Genomic DNA, 17,992 nt, shown 5'->3' with positions numbered 1-17,992 from the left:
GGTCCTTCCCGATAGCGCGCTCAGTCGCGAGCATAGAGGGTCACCACAGCGTCGCCCTGCACGCCCTGGCTGTGCTGCAGCGCGTAGCGCGCGCCCGGCACCTGGCGGGTATCGGCGGCACCGCGCAGTTGGCGGACCAGCTCGACGCATTGTGCCAGCCCGCTGGCGCCCAGAGCATGCCCCCGGCCCAGCAAGCCGCCGGACGGATTCACCACGAGATTGCCGCCATAGGTGTTGTCGCCATCCTCGATGAGCTTCTCCGCGTCACCTTCGCGGCAGAAACCCAGGGCCTCATACAGCAGAAGCTCGGCGCTGCCGGTGGCGTCCTGAAGTTCACACAGGTCGATTTCCTCCGGCCCCAGGCCGGCGCGCTCATAGACCAGGCGGGCGGCGGTCGCGGCGATGTCATAGCCTGCCGCACGGATTGCCGTCTCCCCACAGGCCCCTGCCGTCAGTTCGCCGCACTGCGCCTGGGCGATAATCCGCACCGCGCGCTTGTTGCCGCGCTTGCGGACGAATGCGTCGGAGCACAGCACCACCGCGGCGGCGCCCTCGGCGGGAGTGCAGCACTGCGAGGCGCTGAGCGGGCCGAAAGTCTGCGGTTCGAGCAGGACTTGCTCCAGGCTGAGGGGGGCGCGCAGCAGCGCGTCGGGATTGCGAGCGGCGTGCTCACGGGCCTTCACCGCCAGCATCGCCAGACTTTCGCGGCGCGCAGCGTAGCGCGCCAGGTACTCTTCGGCAGCAGCGCCATGCAGCGCATTGCCCAGGGCGACTTCAGCGCTGGCGGCATGGGCCATGGCCGGCTCCACGCCGAGTACCAGCACGCATTCGGCCGCACCTGTCTCCACCGCCTGGCGCGCCAGCAACAATGCGCTGGCCCCCCCGGCGCCGTCGCTTTGCAGGTTGAACACGGGGATGCCGGTCAGCCCCAGCGATCGCCAGGCTTCCTGCCCGGCATGGGGCGCCGCGCCGGCGGCAGCGCAGTAAAGCGCGCCGACCAGGGCGAAATCGATCCCCGCGTCCGCCAGGGCCAGGCGCACGACCGCAACGGCCGAGTCCGCGCCGGCCCCACTGGCGCCCGCCAGGCGGAACGGGGTCAAGCCAACGCCAATCACATTGACGCGACGATTCATCTGTTGGTCTCTCCTGAGACGGGAACCGCCGCCAGAGCGGCGGTCCGAAGCCGATGGAGGGCACCGCAGTGCCCCCCATCGCCGGTTACGCCGGCACCTGCTCGAACAGTTCGACAGCGGCGTTCTTCAGCACCACCACGTCACGTTCCACGGCGCGCATCTCGACAATGATCCGCGTCGGCGACTCGCGCCACATGCGGGTTTCCAGGGTGTCGCCAGGCATGACGATGGCCGCGAAGCGCGCACGCACGCTCTTGAACAGGCGCGAGTCGTTGTCGCAGAACGCCTTGATCACGTGGCGGCCGAGATAGCCGAAGGTGCACAGGCCGTGCAGGAACGGCTTCTCGTAGCCCGCCTTGGCGGCGTAATCCGGATCGACGTGCATCGGGTTCCAGTCACCACACAGGCGGTACAGCAGCGCCTGGTTCACCTCGGTCTTGTCGGACAGCACGATGTCGGGCTCACGGGCCGGCGGTACGTTGACCTCTTCGCTGGCGACCTTCGCCAACCCGGCGCCCGGTACGCCCGGATAGAAACCAGTGACCTCGTTGTAGAACAGCGGCGTGCCGTGCTCGTCGGTGGTCTCGATGGCCAGAACGGTGACGGTGCTCTTGCCTTTATCGATCGCGGTCTTCAGGCGCATGGTGTGCTTGAGCTTGGCGGCCGGCGGCAGCGGGCGGTACATGACGGTGTACTGCTCGCCGTGCAGCCCCTTGCCGAACGGCACGTTGAGACCCTCCAGTTGCGGCTCGCCGGACTTGGCGGCGCGCAGGAACACCTCAGTGGCCGGCAGCACGGCCATGGTCGGCAGGACGCGGAACTCGTCGCCGACGAATTCGTTGACGTAGCGCAGTTCAGCGCGATCCAGCGGGTCCTTGGCGGCGCCCACGGCCAGCGCGTAGAGCGCGGCGTCGTTCTGGTCGTACTCGGTTTCCAAGTAGGAAACGGCCTTGCCGGCCACTTCCATGTCGATGAATTGGTTGCCGCCCTTGGTGGCCGCCGTGTCCATGCGCTCGAAGAGTTCCTTGAAGCTTTCCGCGCCGTTCGCCGGGTGCACAGCGTGCTCGTCGAAGCGACCGATGCGCTCCCAGTTGTCACGTACCAGCTCCGGGCTGAGACCGTCGGTGTGCAGGAAGCGGCCTTGCGAACGTTCCCAGCGGTACTTGGCGTGGAAGCCGCCACCCACTTCGATCAGTTCGCCACTGTCCTGGCAATCCTCGTGGCACAGCCAACCCACCAGCGGCGCAACGTCCTCCACGCGCAGCTTGGCCTGCATCTCCTCGGTGAAGATGCCACTGGCGATGACCATGCGCGATGCGGCGATCGGGGCGATGGTGTTGACGCGGATGTTCTTGCTCGCGCCTTCGATGGCCAGAGAGTTGGCGAAGCCGATCAGCCCCGCCTTGGCGGTGGAGTAGTTGCACTGGCCGAAGTTGCCGAAGATCCCTGCGCCCGAGGAGGTCATGACGATACGGCCGTAGCCTTTCTCGCGCATGATCGGCCACACAGCGTGGGTCAGTAGGAAGGCGCCCTTGACGTGCACGGCCTGGATCAGGTCCCACTGCTCCTCGGTCATCTTGTGGAACGAGGTGTCGCGCAGCACGCCGGCGTTATTGATCAGGATATCGACGGTGCCGAACGCCTTCAGAGCGGTGGCGACGATCTTGTCGCCCTCGGTCACCGAGTGATAGTCGGCCACGGCCTCGCCGCCCAGGGCGCGGATTTCCTCCACTACCGCGTCAGCTGCGGCGGAAGAGCTGCCCACGCCTTCGGTGGTGACGCCCAGATCGTTGACCACGACCTTGGCGCCGCGGGAGCCCAGCAGCAGCGCATGGGCACGACCGAGGCCATTGCCGGCGCCGGTGACGATGGCGACTTTGCCGTCGAAACGCAGTTCTTGTGACACGTTCGTTCTCCTTGGATAGCTCTTTCTTGTCGTTTATTCCCGGCCGGGCCAGGGGATCAGAGAGTGCGTGCGACCAGCTCACGCATGATGTCGTTGGCGCCACCGGCAATGCGCAGCACGCGGTGGTCGAGGTAGTGGCGAGCCACCGGGTACTCGAGCATGTAGCCGTTGCCGCCATGTAGCTGCAGGCACTGGTCGACCACCCGGGTGTACAGCTCCGAGCACCACAACTTGGCCGAGGCTGCGGCGTCCGGGGTCAGTTGGTGCAGCAGGCACAGCTCCATGCAGCGATCGACATAGACCTGCCCGTGAGCCAGGTCAGCGCGCAGGTCGGCGAGACGGAAGCGGGTATTCTGGAAATCGAAGATCGGCTGGCCGAACACCGTGCGGCCGCGGGTGTAGTCGAGGGTCTGTTCGAGCACTGCCTGGGCACCTGCAATGCTGCTGATGGCAATGGACAGGCGCTCCCAGGCCAGTTCCTTCATCAGGTGCACGAAACCCTGGCCGGGAATGCCACCGAGCAGGTTTTCCTTCGGTACGCGGACATCCTCGAAGAACAGCATGGTGGTGTCCTGGGCGTGCAGGCCGACCTTGCGCAATGGCTTGGACTTGCTGAATCCGGGGCGGCCGTCTTCCACCAGCAGCAGCGAGATGTCCTGCGCGCCCTTGCCGGTATCGCCGGTCTTGCACACCACGACGACGAGGTCGCATTGGGTGCCGTTGGAGATGAAGGTCTTGGCGCCGTTGATGACGTACTCATCACCGTCCAGTACTGCGCGGGTCTTCACCGCCTGCAGGTCAGAGCCGGTATTCGGCTCGGTCATCGCTACCGCGCCTATGGCGGTACCGGCGGCCATCCTCGGCAGCCACCGCTGCTTCTGCTCCTCGTTGCCGAAGTTGACCACGTAGCCGGCAACGATATCGTGCACGCCGAAGCCGATCAGCCCGGAACACAGCCCGGCGCGATAGATTTCTTCGGTGGCGATCATCGAGAAAAGCCGGTCCAGGCCGAGGCCGCCATAGGCTTCGGGCGTAGTGGCATTGAGCATGCCCAGCTCGCCGGCGCGCTCCCAGATGGCGCGCGGCACGCGATGCTGCTCCTCCCACTGCTCAAGATGCGGCGCGCACTCCTCGGTAAGGAAGCGCCGTACCGTGTCGCGGAAGGCCTCGTGCTCCTGCTCGAACAGGGTGCGCGGGATCAATGGGCTCATCGGTGGACTCCTAACGGCAGGCTTAAAGGGTTCGCGCGACGAGTTCGCGCATGATGTCGTTGGCGCCGCCGTAGATGCGGTTGACGCGGCTGTCGAGGTAGTGGCGTGCCACCGGGTACTCGAGCATGTAGCCATTGCCGCCATGCAGTTGCAGGCACTGGTCGACCACCTTCGAATACAGTTCGGTGCCCCAGAGCTTGGCGGCGGCTGCCGCCTCGCTGCTGAGCTCGTGCCGCAGGCACAGCTCCATGCAGCGGTCGACGTAAGCCTGGCCAATGGCGATCTCGGTCTTCAGGTCGGCGAGGCGGAAGCGCGAATTCTGGAAGTCAATGATCGGCTTGCCGAATACCGAGCGACCGCGGGTGTAATCGACGGTCTGCTCCAGCACGGCCTGGCTCGCGGCGATACCGAGGATGCCGATGCTCAGGCGCTCCCAGGCCAGTTCCTTCATGAGCTGGATGAAACCCTGGCCCGGCACGCCGCCGAGGATCGCGTCCTTGGGCACCCGGACGTCCTCGAAGAACACCATGGTGGTGTCCTGGGCGTGCAGGCCGACCTTGCGCAGCGGCTTGGACTTGACCACGCCAGCGCGCTCAGCCTCGACCAGGATCAGCGACAGGTCGCGGGAGCCCTTGCCGCTGTCGCCGGTGCGGGCGACGACCACGATCACATCGCAGTTGGTACCGTTGGAGATGAAAGTCTTGGCGCCGTTGATGACGTATTCGTCACCGTCCAGCACCGCGCGGGTCTTCACCGCCTGCAGGTCAGAGCCGGTATTCGGCTCGGTCATCGCTACGGCGGAGATCACTTCGCCGGTGGCCATGGACGGCAACCACCGATGCTTCTGCTCTTCGGTGCCGAAGTTGATGAAGTAGCCGGCGACGATATCGTGCACGTTGAAGCCGTTCAGCCCCGACGTGCCAGCGCGGGCCACCTCTTCGACCGCGATCATCGAGAAGCGCCGGTCCAGACCCAGCCCACCGTAGGCCTCCGGCGTGGTGGCGTTGAGCATGCCCAGCTCGCCAGCGCGCGACCAGATCTCACGGGGAACACGGTGCTGCTCCTCCCAGTATTCATGGTGCGGCACGCACTCGTCGGCCAGGAAGCGGCGGACGGTGTTGCGGAACTCTTCGTGCTCGTGCTCGAACAACGTGCGGGGGATCATGCGGGCGTCTCCTCGGTGCCGATATGGGGCTGCGCTGGGCGCGGCTGGCTTGAGGTGACGATAGGTGCGGGGCCGGAGGGGTTGTACCCCCTCCCCCACCCTCACTTCGAGGGGGGGTGACGAAGACTCGGGCGAGCCCCCTCGATACAAGGGGCGAACGGTGGACAAGAAGGCTTTATGCTGCGGCTACGATGGACCACCGGGTATCAAGCGGCCACGCACCGCTCGCATACCCGGTGGGGCCATTGATCTCAGCGGATCAGGCCATGCTTGCGCGCCCAGGACATGGCGTCATAACGGCTGGAAACCCCAAGCTTGGCGTAGACGTTCTTCAGGTTCCACTTCACCGTTTCCTGGGAAATGTTCAAGGTCAGGGCGATACGCTTGTTCGACATCGCCTGAGCCACCAGCTGGATGATCGCCAGCTCCCGGGGCGACAGCGAGGCGCGATCGGTCACCTCCTCACGGCGGAAACGCGCCAGCAGGTCGTCCAGGTATGCAGTTACATCGCCCTGGGAGGACTGCCGGGCACGCTGGGTGGAGAGCAGCTTGACCACCCCGGCCCCTTCATCGACGAAGGTCCTCACTAGCCCGCCACGCCGCCCCAGTTGCAGCGCCTCGACCAGCAGGGACTCGGCTGCCACTTGCTGGCGTTGTGCGCTGCGCCCCAATGCCATCAGCAACAATGCAGTGACTTCCAGCTGACCACGCCCCAGGGCCTGGGCGTACTCGCGCACCGCCTCCAGTGCCGTCTGCGCCAGTTCGTGCTCGCCAGCGGCCAGTGCCAGGCGCCCGCGCGACAGTTGCACCAGCATGGGGATTTCGCTGAGGAAGCCCCTCTCGCCCTGATGCGTGATTTCCAGCGGTTCCAGGCGGGAGAAGCAGGCTTGTGCACCATCGCCGTCACCCTCCAGCAGACGGATACGCAGCTGCTCGGCCAGGCTGTGGGCAATTCCGCGCTCCAGGCCGATGCTGCGGAAATGCCGTTCCTGGCGCTCCAGGAACGCCAGGGCAGCCACCGCGGATTCCTGCAGGAGGTCCAGACGGGCGCGGCAAATAGTGCCGCGGATCATGGTGTCGGGCATTGCCCACTGCAGAAGGCCAACGCGGTTGGCGAGTACTTCGCGCGCTTCGTCGATGCGGTCGAGTTCGCAGTACACCACGGCCAGCGAGGCCGCACACAGGTAAGCGCTGGCGGACCGGTGGCCATGGGCGGACACCGATCGGGAGAACAGGTCCTGGCCGACGCGCAGGGCATCCGCCATGCGCCCTTCCAGCAGGTGGCAGAGCGTACGGGCACCCTCGACCACCAGGGCCATCTCATCGTTTCGGTCGGCCTCGGCGATGGGGTGTTCGTCCAGGTAGCGCAAGGCGTCGATGTGCCGGCCCTCCGCCGCGTAGGCGATGGCCAGCAACGCCGAAGGGCCATAGCGGACCACCGAGTAATCGTCGTCGAAGCGCTCAGCCCCCTCCAGAACCGAGACGATCTGATCCGTGCGATCACGTTGAATGGCGATGGACGCCTGGACCAGGCGCAAGTGCTGGAGCAAGTCTCCTTCCTGGCTGGCCCCGCTGCGCTTGTACTCCTCGAGCCAGGACTCGGCCTTGGCCGGGCGGGCGGTCAACGCATAGGCCAGGCAGCCACGGAAGAACAGCCGCGGGTGGCTGAACAGGGTTTCCTGGGGCAATCGGTCGAGCAGGCGCAGCAACGGCCCGACCTGGTCCAGGCCCCAACTGGTGGGCGCCGAGCGCTCCACCACTTCGGCTGCGAACTCCAGATCACCGCTCTCGGTCGCATGTCGCAGTCCCTCGGCCAGCAGCTTGCGCTCAGCGAACCAGCGTGCAGCGCGACGATGCAGGTCATTGACCAGGGTGGGATCGCGGCGCTCCAGGCGCGCGGCGAGGAATTCACCGAACAGGGGGTGGAAGCGGTACCACGGCTGGCGGTCGTCACCGACGATGCGGAACACCAGCAGGTTCTCTTCCTCCATTCGCGCCAGCAGTTCGCCTGCATTGTCGTGGCCGGTCAGGTGCGCTGCCAGCGATGCATTGAAACGCCGGCACAAGCTGACCCGTTCCATGAAGCCGGCCAGCTCGGGAGGCAAATGCACCATCACGTCTTCGGCCAGGTAGGTCTGCAGGTCATCGGACATCCAGCCCAGGTCGCGCAGGCTGTTGCGTGCCTCCGGGCGGGCGCGCAGCAGGAGCACTATCAGTTGCAGGCTGGCGGGCCAGCCACTGGTGAGGTCCTGGATCAGGTGGGACTCTTCGCTGCTCAACTTGAGCGACGGCAGGTTGGTTTCGAGGAAGCTGCGGGTTTCCGCGAGGTCGAACGGCAGGCCCGCGCAATCCAGCTCCAGCACCTGGTCCTGCAGGCGCAGGCGGCTCAGGCTCAAGGGCGGGTCGGCGCGCGAGGCAATGATGAAATGCAGGTTCTGCGGGCAATGGTCCAGCAGGCGCTGGACGAGGCGATGGGCACGCGAGTCGCTCACCAGGTGGTAGTCGTCCAGCACCAGGTAAAGCTGCTTGCTGACTGCTGCGGCGCCTTCGACGATGCTTGCAACCAGGCCATCGAGGGACTCGCCACTGGCACCTTCCAGCGGAATGTCGTTTTCCAGGGCAATACCGAGGTGGTTCAGCGCCGCACGCAGGTAGACGAAAAAGGAAGCCAGGTGGCGGTCTTCGGTGCTGAGCGTCAACCAGGCCACCTCGGCGCGCGCCTTGAGCATGGTCTGCCGCCACTGCACCAGCAGGGTGGTCTTGCCGAAGCCGGGACCGCCGATGACCACACCGACGGTGCAATGCTCCATGCGCTGCAGTTGTTCCAGCAGGCGTTGGCGGGTGATGGCGTTAGGACTGACGCGCGGCGGCGCCAGCTTGGTGGTCACGAGCAGTTTGTCTGGATGCATTGTTATTCTTGGCCTTTCTGCATAACTGGCGCGCCGTTGCCCGGCATCATGGACGCGAGGAGCCTCGGGTGTACCGGGATCGATATTGCCCCCCCTCCGCGCAAAGCACACCCCCCTCGCTACGGGGAGAGACATTACCCGCTGCGCCACACCAGGCGATAGGCGATCCGACCAATGAGCCCACCCCAGCGGGGTGGGGGCCGTCGGGCGATGGATTGGGATTCAATTCCGGCCACCTTATCCCCCGGAGTCCCACCATGAGCGAGTACTCAGCCCCCCTGCGCGACATGCAATTCATCCTCGACGATCTCGGCCTGCTCGCACGCCTCCAGGCGCTGCCTGGCCAGGAAGAGATCGGCAGCGACCTAGCCCAGGCCATTCTGGCCGAGGCCGGGCGCTTCGCCAGTGGTGTTCTGGCGCCGCTCAACAGTGTCGGTGACCGCCAGGGTGCGCGCTGGAATGACGGGGCCGTGCGCACCGCCGATGGCTGGAAGCATGCCTACGAGCAATTTGTCGAAGGCGGTTGGAATGCCCTCTCCTGCTCGCCGGAGTTCGGTGGCCAGGGTATCGCCCGGCTGCTGTCGGCAGCGGTGGAGGAAATGTGGAACGCCGCCAACGTCGCTTTCGGCCTCTGCCCGATGCTCACCCGCGGCGCCATCGAGGCCGTCGAACTGCACGGCAGCGCTGCACTCAAGGAAACCTGGCTGCCGAAGCTGATCAGCGGCGAGTGGACCGGCACCATGAACCTGACCGAGCCGCAGGCCGGTTCCGACCTCGCCGCCGTGCGCAGTCGTGCCGAACGCAACGGCGACGGCACCTATCGGGTCTTCGGCCAGAAGATCTTCATTACCTACGGCGAGCACGATCTCACCGAGAACATCGTGCACCTGGTCCTGGCACGGGTTCCTGGTGCGCCCGAGGGGGTCAAGGGCATTTCGCTATTCCTAGTACCGAAGGTGCTGCTCGACGCCTCGGGCAAGCCGGATGCGCGCAACGATGTGCGCTGCGTGTCCATCGAGCACAAGCTCGGCATCCATGGCAGCCCCACCGCAGTCCTCGCCTTCGGCGACCGCGACGGTGCCGTCGGCTGGCTGGTAGGCGAGGAAAACCGCGGCCTGGAATACATGTTCAGCATGATGAACGCTGCGCGGTTCTCGGTCGGCATCGAGGGCATTGGTCTCTCGGAGCGGGCCTATCAGCGCGCCCTGGCCTATGCCCGCGAGCGCCGCCAGGGTGGCGAACTGGGCAGTGCGAGCCGCGAGAAGGTCGCAATCCTCCGCCATCCGGATGTGCGCCGCATGCTGCTGTCGATGAAATCCCGCGTCGAAGCGATGCGTGCACTGGGCTACGAGGTCGCTCTGGCGATGGACGTCGCCAGCGGCCACCCGGATCCGGAGGTGCGCCGGGAACAGCAGGCCTTCGTCGACTTGCTGATCCCGGTGGTCAAAGCCTGGAGCACGGAGAACGCCATCGACATCGCCTCGCTGGGCGTGCAGATCCATGGTGGCATGGGCTTCATCGAGGAAACCGGCGCAGCCCAGCACCTACGCGATGCCCGCATCACAACGATCTACGAAGGCACCACCGGCATCCAGGCCAATGACCTGGTCGGCCGCAAGATCGCACGGGATCGCGGTGTCGCGGCACTGGCGCTGATTGCTCGGATGCGCGATTGCGCCCGTCGCCTGCCGCGCAGCGAGGACGCCCTGGAGCCGATCGGCCATGCGCTCGACCTGGCGCTGGACGCCCTGGAGCGTGGCGTGTCCTGCATCGTCCAGCGCCACGACCAGCAACCACGCGAGATTGCCCTCGGCGCAGTGCCTTTCCTGCAACTGTTCGGTCTGGTAGCTGGTGGTTGGCAACTGGCCAGTTCAGCCCTTGTGGCCTGGCAGCGCCTGCAGGACGGCACGGGCGATCCCGCGTTCTATCGCGCCAAGCTGCACACGGCGCAGTTCTATGCCTGCCACCTGCTACCCACGGCGGACGGTCTGGCGCGGGTGCTCACCGACGGCGGCGAGTCGGCACTGGAGATGGACGACGAGAGCTTCTGATCCGCTACCTGAAACCCGCCTTGCGGTCGCTGCATGGCTTCCCCCCTCATAGGGGGGAGGTCTCGTCCCCCGAAGGGCGCGGGTAGCATCCAGGCCATGTGTGCACACGGTTGCACGGCCACTGGAATCGCTCATGTCGCGCGTCACCCCGCCCCCTTCCGCGACCACGCGGACCACCGCCAAAGACCTCGCCGTGCGCCTGGGCGTGGCGACCTCCACCATCACGCGCGCATTCGACGAACACTCGCGGATATCGCCTGAACTACGCGGGCGAATCCTCGCCATCGCCGATGAGCTGGGCTATCGACCTAACGCCATCGCTCGCTCCTTGAACCGGCGCAAGACTGGCATCGTCGCGCTGGTGATCGGCAGTCTGGGCAATCCTTTCTACCCGGCACTACTTGAAACCTTTGCCCTGCGCCTGCGCCAGGAAGGCCGGCAGTTGCTGATGTTCGTCGTGCCGCCGGGCGGCGATGCCGACCAGTCGATGCCGCAACTCCTGCAGTACCAGGTCGACGCCATCGTGGTGACCGCCGCGAAGCTCTCCTCGCGCATGTCCGAACTCTGCGCGCAACAAGGCATCGCGGTGGTGTTCCTCAACCGGCGTGTGGAAGACCCGAGCGTCTGGTCGGTCTGCTGTGACAACCAGCGCATGGGCCGCGAAGTCGCCGTTTACCTGGCCGGCAGCGGTCGCCGAGCCTGCGCATTCGTCTCCGGTGACCCTGGAATTTCCACCACCACCGACCGCCTGTACGGGTTCAAGCAGGGCCTCGCGGAGCACGGCCAACAGCTCGTTGCCTGCATTGCGGGTGGCTACACGTACGACGGCGCACGACAAGCCGCCGGCCAGCTTTTCAGCAAAACCGCGCCCGCCATCGACGCGGTGTTCTGCGCCAACGACGTGATGGCCCTCGGCGTACTCGCCCACGTTCGCCAGAACACATCCCTGCGGGTCCCGGAGGACGTGGCGCTGGTCGGTTTCGATGACATCCGCGACGCGGCCTATCCGGAGCACTCACTGACCACGGTGCACCAGCCGCTGGACAGGATGATCGATTGCGCCATCGAGCTGCTCGGCACAGGGCGCCCCAACGGCAGCCTCACCGATGCGCTGCGCGAGGTGCCAGGGCGCCTGGTACTGCGCTCCAGCGCCTGAAGCTTCATCGCATTTCCCGTCACGCCTACCCAACAACGACAACAAGGAGACAGGCATGAACACACAAGTGTCCCAGGACGACAACGCGATGTACCTGAAGATCAGCTGGCGGATTATGCCGCTGCTGCTGGTGGCTTACGTGGTGGCCTTCCTAGACCGGATCAACGTCGGCTACGCGCAGTTGCAGATGAAGGAAACGCTGGCATTCAGCGATACCGTCTATGCCATGGGCGCCGGGGTGTTCTTCATCGGCTACCTGCTGTTCGAGGTACCGAGCAACCTGATGCTGGAACGGGTCGGCGTGCGCCGCACGCTCCTGCGCATCATGGTCTGCTGGGGTTTGGTGGCGATGGCGATGATGTTCGTGCGCACACCCTTGCAGTTCTACGTCCTGCGCTTCCTCCTGGGCGCGTTCGAAGCCGGCTTTACCCCGGGCGCCCTTCTCTATCTGACCTACTGGTACCCGCCGGCACGGCGTGCGCGGATGATCGCCGTGTTCCTGCTTGGCGCCATCATCGCCGCGCTGGTTGCCGGCCCGTTGTCGGGCGCCATCATGAAGTACCTGCACGGCACCAACGATTGGCATGGCTGGCAGTGGCTGTTCCTCCTGCAGGGTCTGCCTGCCCCGCTGCTCGGCCTGCTGGCCTGGTACGTGCTGGTCGACCGCCCCGAACAGGCCAACTGGCTGAGCGCTGATGAAAAGGCCCGGCTGCGCCAGCAGTTCGACGAGCAGGCCGAGGCACCAGGCAGCGCTCGCCATGGCTCGTTGCTTGGCCTTCTAGGCGATTTCAAGGTCTGGGCGTTGTCGCTGGTCTATCTGCTGATGGTCGCCGGTACCTACAGCATGGTGTTCTGGACCCCGACCCTGATTCGCAGTTGGGGCGTCTCCGACGTCTTGCAGATCGGCGTGTACGCCACCGTTCCACAACTCTTCGCCATCGCTGGGGTGCTGCTGCTCGGCCGCAGCTCGGATCGCCACCGCGAACGGCGCTGGCACTTCGGCTTCGGGGCGCTGACGGCCATGACCGGCCTGCTCGTCATCACCCTTGGCCAGGGTCAGCTGGGCATCTCCCTGGCCGGCCTGTGCCTGGCGATCCTGGGGATCGCCGCGGTCACGCCGGTGTTCTTCGCCCTCGCATCCGAGTACCTGCCGCGCGCCTCGGTAGCTGCCGGCATCGCCCTGATCAGCAGCATCGGCAACCTGGGCGGCGCCATTAGCCCGCCGATCACTACCGCCCTGAATACCGCCAGCGGCGGCACCAGCTACAGCCTGCTGTTCGTGATGGGGCTCTACCTGCTGGCCACCTGCATCGTCCTGACGGTTGTGCGACCGGCCGCCATCCCTCTTCGCGCCGCCTGAGGCGGCGACCACTGCCCATAGGAGCCCTAAATGATCCAACAACTCAAGAAAGGCCAGTCGGCCCAGGCCAAGGCCTCCGACCAGGCACAGGTGCGCAGCACCGTCGAAGCCATCCTCGCCGACATCGAGGCGCGCGGCGACGCAGCGGTGCGCGACTATTCCGGCAAGTTCGACCGCTGGACGCCGAGCAGCTTCCGCCTGACGCCGGAGCAGATCGCCGCCTGCATCGCCGGCCTGCCGCAGCAGACGCTCGAGGACATCCGCTTCGCCCAGGCGCAGATCCGCCGTTTCGCCCAGGTGCAGAAGGACTCTCTGCACGATGTCGAGGTGGAAACTCTGCCGGGCGTGGTGCTCGGCCATCGCAACATCCCGGTCAACTCGGTGGGCTGCTACATCCCCGGCGGCAAGTACCCGCTGATCGCCAGCGCGCACATGAGCGTGCTGACGGCCAAGGTGGCCGGGGTGAAGCGCGTGATCGCCTGTGCGCCGCCGTTCGAAGGCCAGCCCTGCCCCGAGATCGTCGCAGCCATGCACCTCGCGGGCGCGGACGAGATCTACTGCCTGGGTGGCGTACAGGCTGTAGCGGCGATGGCCATCGGCACTGAAAGCATCGAGCCGGTGGACATGCTGGTCGGCCCCGGCAACGCCTATGTCGCCGAAGCCAAGCGCCAATTGTTCGGGCGCGTCGGCATCGACCTGTTCGCCGGCCCGACCGAGACCCTGGTGATCTGCGACGACAGTGTCGACGCCGAACTGGTCGCCGTTGACCTGCTGGGCCAGGCCGAGCACGGCCCAACCTCACCGGCCTACTGCATCACGACCAGCCGGCAGATCGCCGAGGAACTGCCGGCCGCCATTGAGAAGGTACTGTCGCGCTTGGACACCGCGCCGATCGCCAGCGTGGCCTGGCGCGATTTCGGCGAGATCCATCTGTGCGACAGCGACGAGGAAGCCCTGGAGGTCGCCGAGCGCCTGTGCTCGGAACATGTACAGGTGATGACCCGCGACCCGGACTGGTATCACGCCCGCATGACCCGCTACGGCGCGCTGTTCCTCGGCCACCGCACCAATGTCAGCTACGGCGACAAGGTGATCGGCACCAACCATACACTGCCGACCATGGGGGCCGGGCGCTACACCGGCGGGCTGTGGGTCGGCAAGTTCATCAAGACCCATACCTACCAGCGGGTGCTCACCGACGCAGCAAGCGTGATGGTCGGCGAATACTGCTCGCGCCTTTGCGGCTACGAGCACATGTCCGGGCACAAGGAGCAGGCGGACATCCGCGTGCGCCGCCTGAAGCAGGAGGCCTGATGCCATGGGCAAACCCACACCGAATGAGCGCACTGACTACCGCTATTTCCGCGACATCACCACGCGCTGGATGGACAACGACGTCTATGCCCACGTCAACAACGTCGTCTACTACAGCTGGTTCGACACCGTGGTGAATGGCTGGCTGCTGGAGCGCGACCTGCTGGACTTCGTCGAGAGCCCAACGGTTGGTCTAGTGGTCGAAACCACCTGCAGCTACTTCTCCTCCATCGCCTTCCCCGATCTGGTGCGGGCCGGCCTGCGGGTCACGCACCTGGGCACCTCGAGCGTGCGCTACGAGGTTGGCCTGTTCGCCAATGACAATAGCGACGCGTCGGCACAGGGGCATTTCGTGCACGTCTACGTCGACCGTGTGACGCGGCGTCCGGTAGCGCTGCCGGTGGCGCTGCGCCAGGCCCTGGAAAGCATCCAGGTGGCGCCATGATCGACTTCGAGGGGCGCGTGGCGGTGATCACCGGAGCAGCATCAGGGCTGGGCAAGGCTTTTGCCGAGAGAGGCTTCGAGCTGGGCATGAAGCTGGTACTGGCCGACATCCAGGCCGATGCGCTCGATGCAACGGTCACCGAACTGCGGGAGCGCGGAGCCAGTGTCATCGGCCTGCGCACGGATGTTTCCCGTGCCGATCAGGTTCAGGCCCTGGCTGACGGCGCGCTGGCCGAGTTCGGCGCGGTCCACTTGTTGTTCAACAATGCCGGAGTGCTGGTCGGCGGCCTGGTCTGGGAGAACAGCGAGAAGGACTGGGACTGGGTGCTGGGTGTGAACGTCCGCAGCGTGATCCATGCAGTACGCATCTTCACCCCTTTGATGCTGGCGGCAGCTGCCTCCGACGCGGCCTACGAGGCGCATATCGTCAACAGTGCCTCGATGGCCGGCTTGCTCAATGCGCCGGCCCAGGGCGTCTACAACCTGAGCAAGCATGCGGTGGTATCGCTCAGCGAGACGCTTTATCACGATCTCGCCCTGGTCGGCGATCAGGTTCATTGCTCGGTGTTGTGCCCCTACTTCGTACCGACCGGTATCAGCCAGTCCGCCCGCAACCGACCCAACGAGCTCAGCGATGCCACGGCACCCACCCGTTCCCAGCTGGCCGCCATGGAGCAGAACCGCAAGGCCACCGGCGCCGGGCGGGTAAGTGCCGAGCAGATTGCCAGGCTGACCTTCGAGGCCATCGGCCGTCGCGATTTCTACATCTACTCGCACCCACATGCCATGGGGGCGGTGCGCGCCCGCCTTGAAGCCATCGTCGAGCAGCGTAACCCGCCCGACCCCTTCGCCGAGCACCCGGAGCTACGCCGCCAGTTGGTCGAGTCCCTGCGCAGCTGAAACATCGTTCCATTCAACTCCAGAACAATAACGAGGCTGATCATGATTCATCCCATCAAGTGGCTGATTACCCTACTGAGCGTCTGCGCAACTCTACTGGCGAGTTCCCTGGCCCAGGCCGGGCCGGCCAAGCCCAACATCCTGGTGATCTGGGGCGACGACATCGGCTGGCAGAACGTGAGCGCCTACGGCATGGGCACCATGGGCTATACCACGCCGAACATCGACAGCATCGGCATGGCCGGCATCCGTTTCACCGACCATTACGGGCAGCCTTCCTGTACTGCCGGCCGCGCGGCCTTCATTACCGGGCAGTACCCCATCCGCTCCGGCATGACCACCGTGGGGCAACCGGGCGACAAGCTCGGCCTGCAGGCGGCCTCGCCGAGCCTTGCGGAAGTCCTGAAACAGGTCGGCTATCGCACTGGCCAGTTCGGCAAGAACCACCTGGGCGACAACAACCCCAACCTACCCACGGTGCATGGCTTCGACGAGTTCTACGGCAACCTGTACCACCTCAATACCGAGGAGCAGCGCGAGTATGTCGACTACCAGAACTTCGCCAGCACTTATCCCGGCGGACCGGAAGCCTTCGCGAAGAAGTTCCAGACCCGTGGCGTTCTCCACACCTTTGCCAGCGACAAGGACGATCCGACGGTAGACCCGCGATTCGGTCGTGTTGGCAAACAGACCATCGAGGACACTGGACCGCTGACCATGGCACGCATGGAAGATTTCGACGGCGGCGAGGTGATTCCTCGGGCAATCGAGTTCATGCGCAAGGCGCAGAAGGACGACAAGCCATTCTTCGTCTGGCTCAACACCAGCCGTATGCACCTCTATACGCATCTCAACGAGCAATGGCGCCACGCTGCGGCCAAGTACACTCACGAAGAGGATGCCCAGGGCAGCGGCATGCTTCAGCATGATCACGACATCGGCCAGGTACTCGACTTCCTCAAGGCAAACGGCCTGGAGGACAGCACTGTTGTCTGGTATTCCACCGACAATGGCCCCGAGCACTCGTCCTGGCCGGATGGCGCGACCACACCGTTCCGCGGCGAGAAGATGACCACCTACGAGGGCGGCGTCCGTGTGCCTTCCATGCTGCGCTGGCCAGGTGTGGTGAAGCCAGGGCAGATCCTCCATGGCATCCAGGCACACCAGGACATGTTCACCACCTTTGCCAGTATCGCCGGCGTGCCCGATGTGGTTGAACGAATGAAGACCGAGAAAAAACAGTACATCGATGGCATCGACAACCTCGACTACTGGACCGGCAAGTCGCCGGACAGCAAGCGCACCAGCATCCTCTACTACATCGAAGGCAAGCTGACCGCGGTGAGGATGGGGCCGTGGAAGCTGCACTTCTCCACCAAGGAGGATTACTACGCCCCGGTGTTGCCGCGTTTCGCTCCGCTGATGTTCAACCTGCGCAGCGACCCCTTCGAGAGCTACGACAGCAAGGACTCCTATGGCCACCTGATCCAGAAGTCCTCCTGGATCGCTGGCCCGATGGGCGAACTGGTCAGCGCGCACCTGAAGACGCTGATTGACTATCCACCCGTGCAATCTCCCCGATCGTTCGATCGCTCTAATCTGGTTCAGGAGACGTTGCAGGCACAGAAGAAGGCCCCATGAATCGACATAGGAAGCCACTCCAGCAGCGATACACCGCCAATGCTAGTGGGAGCCAGGCTCTCAAAAATACCCAAGCCACGGCGGCCTTCCGCTACCTCTCACAGGTTTGGTGTGATGGCTGTCGCCGTTCAGCGGCAGCCATCAGTCAGAAGCAGATATTGAGTGGTACCCAGCAACTGGACTCTGAATGACGATTAATACTGCCGATAGACACCTGAGAGGCTTACGGGACCATTGGCCGTACTCGTTGTCGGTGTACGGCCATCGGTACTCTGGATAGAGCACGCCTTGAGAAGCACGGCTGAAGTCTTCGCGCTATCGATCTGAGTGTGGCGCCACAGACCCGACGACCGGTTTCAGCTGATCAAGACAATCGGCCGGCGAGAACAGGAAGCTCTGCGCCTGCATCTCCTTGTCGAACAGCACCTTGTATTGGCATACCTGGTCAGCCAGGCCGGAACGTCGGAAGCGGAAGATGTAGTCCCACTCGCGAACACCGAGCAGTCCTTCTCTGAAATGCGGCGCACCGAGCAACTCGTAAAGTTGCCCCTTGCTCATGCCCGGCTGGATCTTCGACAGATTTTCAAGATCCGCGTAGCTGCCTTGTGGGCGGTAGGACTCGCTGACAGATGGGAACCTGGGCGCGGCGCTGTGGCCCTGATCGTCTACCTGACTGAAGGAGCCGCAGGCGCCGAGTAGCAGGCCGGCGCAAGTCATGACCAGGGTGCGTACGGCGGTGGCATTGAAAGTATTCATGTTGATTTCCTGAGGCAGGCCCGGCCGAAGCCGGGCTTGGAAGTGA

General features: G+C 65.0%; 13 protein-coding genes. 7 read left to right on the top strand and 6 right to left on the bottom strand.

What is annotated here, in order from left to right; genetic code table 11:
* Positions 1 to 20: 20 nt before the first annotated feature.
* The 5 genes from G4G71_RS12410 to G4G71_RS12390 form a co-directional block, all read right to left on the bottom strand.
* Positions 21 to 1,133, bottom strand: a complete 1,113-nt coding sequence (locus G4G71_RS12410; RefSeq protein WP_138526231.1) for a thiolase C-terminal domain-containing protein — start codon at positions 1,131 to 1,133, stop codon at positions 21 to 23.
* Between the two features lie 85 nt (positions 1,134 to 1,218).
* On the bottom strand, positions 1,219 to 3,039 hold the full coding sequence (locus G4G71_RS30320; RefSeq protein ID WP_138526230.1) for an SDR family oxidoreductase: 1,821 nt from the start codon (positions 3,037 to 3,039) through the stop codon (positions 1,219 to 1,221).
* 56 nt (positions 3,040 to 3,095) lie between these two features.
* Positions 3,096 to 4,241, bottom strand: coding sequence for an acyl-CoA dehydrogenase family protein (locus tag G4G71_RS12400; RefSeq protein ID WP_138526264.1), 1,146 nt, complete (start codon positions 4,239 to 4,241; stop codon positions 3,096 to 3,098).
* A gap of 31 nt (positions 4,242 to 4,272) precedes the next feature.
* Entirely contained in the window at positions 4,273 to 5,415 is a 1,143-nt protein-coding gene (locus G4G71_RS12395; RefSeq protein ID WP_138526229.1) for an acyl-CoA dehydrogenase family protein, read from the bottom strand.
* A gap of 251 nt (positions 5,416 to 5,666) precedes the next feature.
* Positions 5,667 to 8,324 (bottom strand): winged helix-turn-helix domain-containing protein, encoded by a 2,658-nt coding sequence (locus G4G71_RS12390; RefSeq protein ID WP_169938006.1) that lies wholly within the window; start codon positions 8,322 to 8,324, stop codon positions 5,667 to 5,669.
* 257 nt (positions 8,325 to 8,581) lie between these two features.
* On the opposite strand from G4G71_RS12390, the gene G4G71_RS12385 reads away from it, so the two are divergent.
* From G4G71_RS12385 to G4G71_RS12355, 7 genes are all read left to right on the top strand, one after another.
* Complete coding sequence (locus tag G4G71_RS12385; RefSeq protein ID WP_169938003.1) at positions 8,582 to 10,375, top strand: acyl-CoA dehydrogenase; 1,794 nt, start codon at positions 8,582 to 8,584, stop codon at positions 10,373 to 10,375.
* 133 nt (positions 10,376 to 10,508) lie between these two features.
* Positions 10,509 to 11,531, top strand: coding sequence for a LacI family DNA-binding transcriptional regulator (locus G4G71_RS12380; protein ID WP_138526227.1), 1,023 nt, complete (start codon positions 10,509 to 10,511; stop codon positions 11,529 to 11,531).
* A 55-nt stretch (positions 11,532 to 11,586) separates the two neighbouring features.
* Positions 11,587 to 12,891, top strand: coding sequence for an MFS transporter (locus G4G71_RS12375; protein WP_169938002.1), 1,305 nt, complete (start codon positions 11,587 to 11,589; stop codon positions 12,889 to 12,891).
* 30 nt (positions 12,892 to 12,921) lie between these two features.
* On the top strand, positions 12,922 to 14,205 hold the full coding sequence (gene hisD / locus G4G71_RS12370) for a histidinol dehydrogenase (protein WP_169938000.1): 1,284 nt from the start codon (positions 12,922 to 12,924) through the stop codon (positions 14,203 to 14,205).
* 4 nt (positions 14,206 to 14,209) lie between these two features.
* Complete coding sequence (locus tag G4G71_RS12365; RefSeq protein ID WP_138526224.1) at positions 14,210 to 14,650, top strand: acyl-CoA thioesterase; 441 nt, start codon at positions 14,210 to 14,212, stop codon at positions 14,648 to 14,650.
* Complete coding sequence (locus G4G71_RS12360; protein WP_169937998.1) at positions 14,647 to 15,549, top strand: SDR family oxidoreductase; 903 nt, start codon at positions 14,647 to 14,649, stop codon at positions 15,547 to 15,549. Before G4G71_RS12365 ends, G4G71_RS12360 begins: the two co-directional genes overlap by 4 nt.
* Positions 15,550 to 15,591: 42 nt before the next feature.
* Positions 15,592 to 17,190, top strand: a complete 1,599-nt coding sequence (locus tag G4G71_RS12355) for an arylsulfatase (RefSeq protein ID WP_138526222.1) — start codon at positions 15,592 to 15,594, stop codon at positions 17,188 to 17,190.
* A 315-nt stretch (positions 17,191 to 17,505) separates the two neighbouring features.
* Here G4G71_RS12355 and G4G71_RS12350 read toward each other — a convergent pair whose 3' ends face one another.
* On the bottom strand, positions 17,506 to 17,946 hold the full coding sequence (locus G4G71_RS12350) for an outer membrane protein assembly factor BamE (RefSeq protein ID WP_169937996.1): 441 nt from the start codon (positions 17,944 to 17,946) through the stop codon (positions 17,506 to 17,508).
* Between the last annotated feature and the right edge of the window lie 46 nt (positions 17,947 to 17,992).

This window comes from Pseudomonas multiresinivorans (genome assembly GCF_012971725.1).
GTDB classification, from domain to species: Bacteria; Pseudomonadota; Gammaproteobacteria; order Pseudomonadales; family Pseudomonadaceae; genus Pseudomonas; species Pseudomonas multiresinivorans.
The sequence above is the reverse complement of the archived record's forward strand: the minus strand, read 5'-3'. Positions and strand labels throughout refer to the sequence as shown.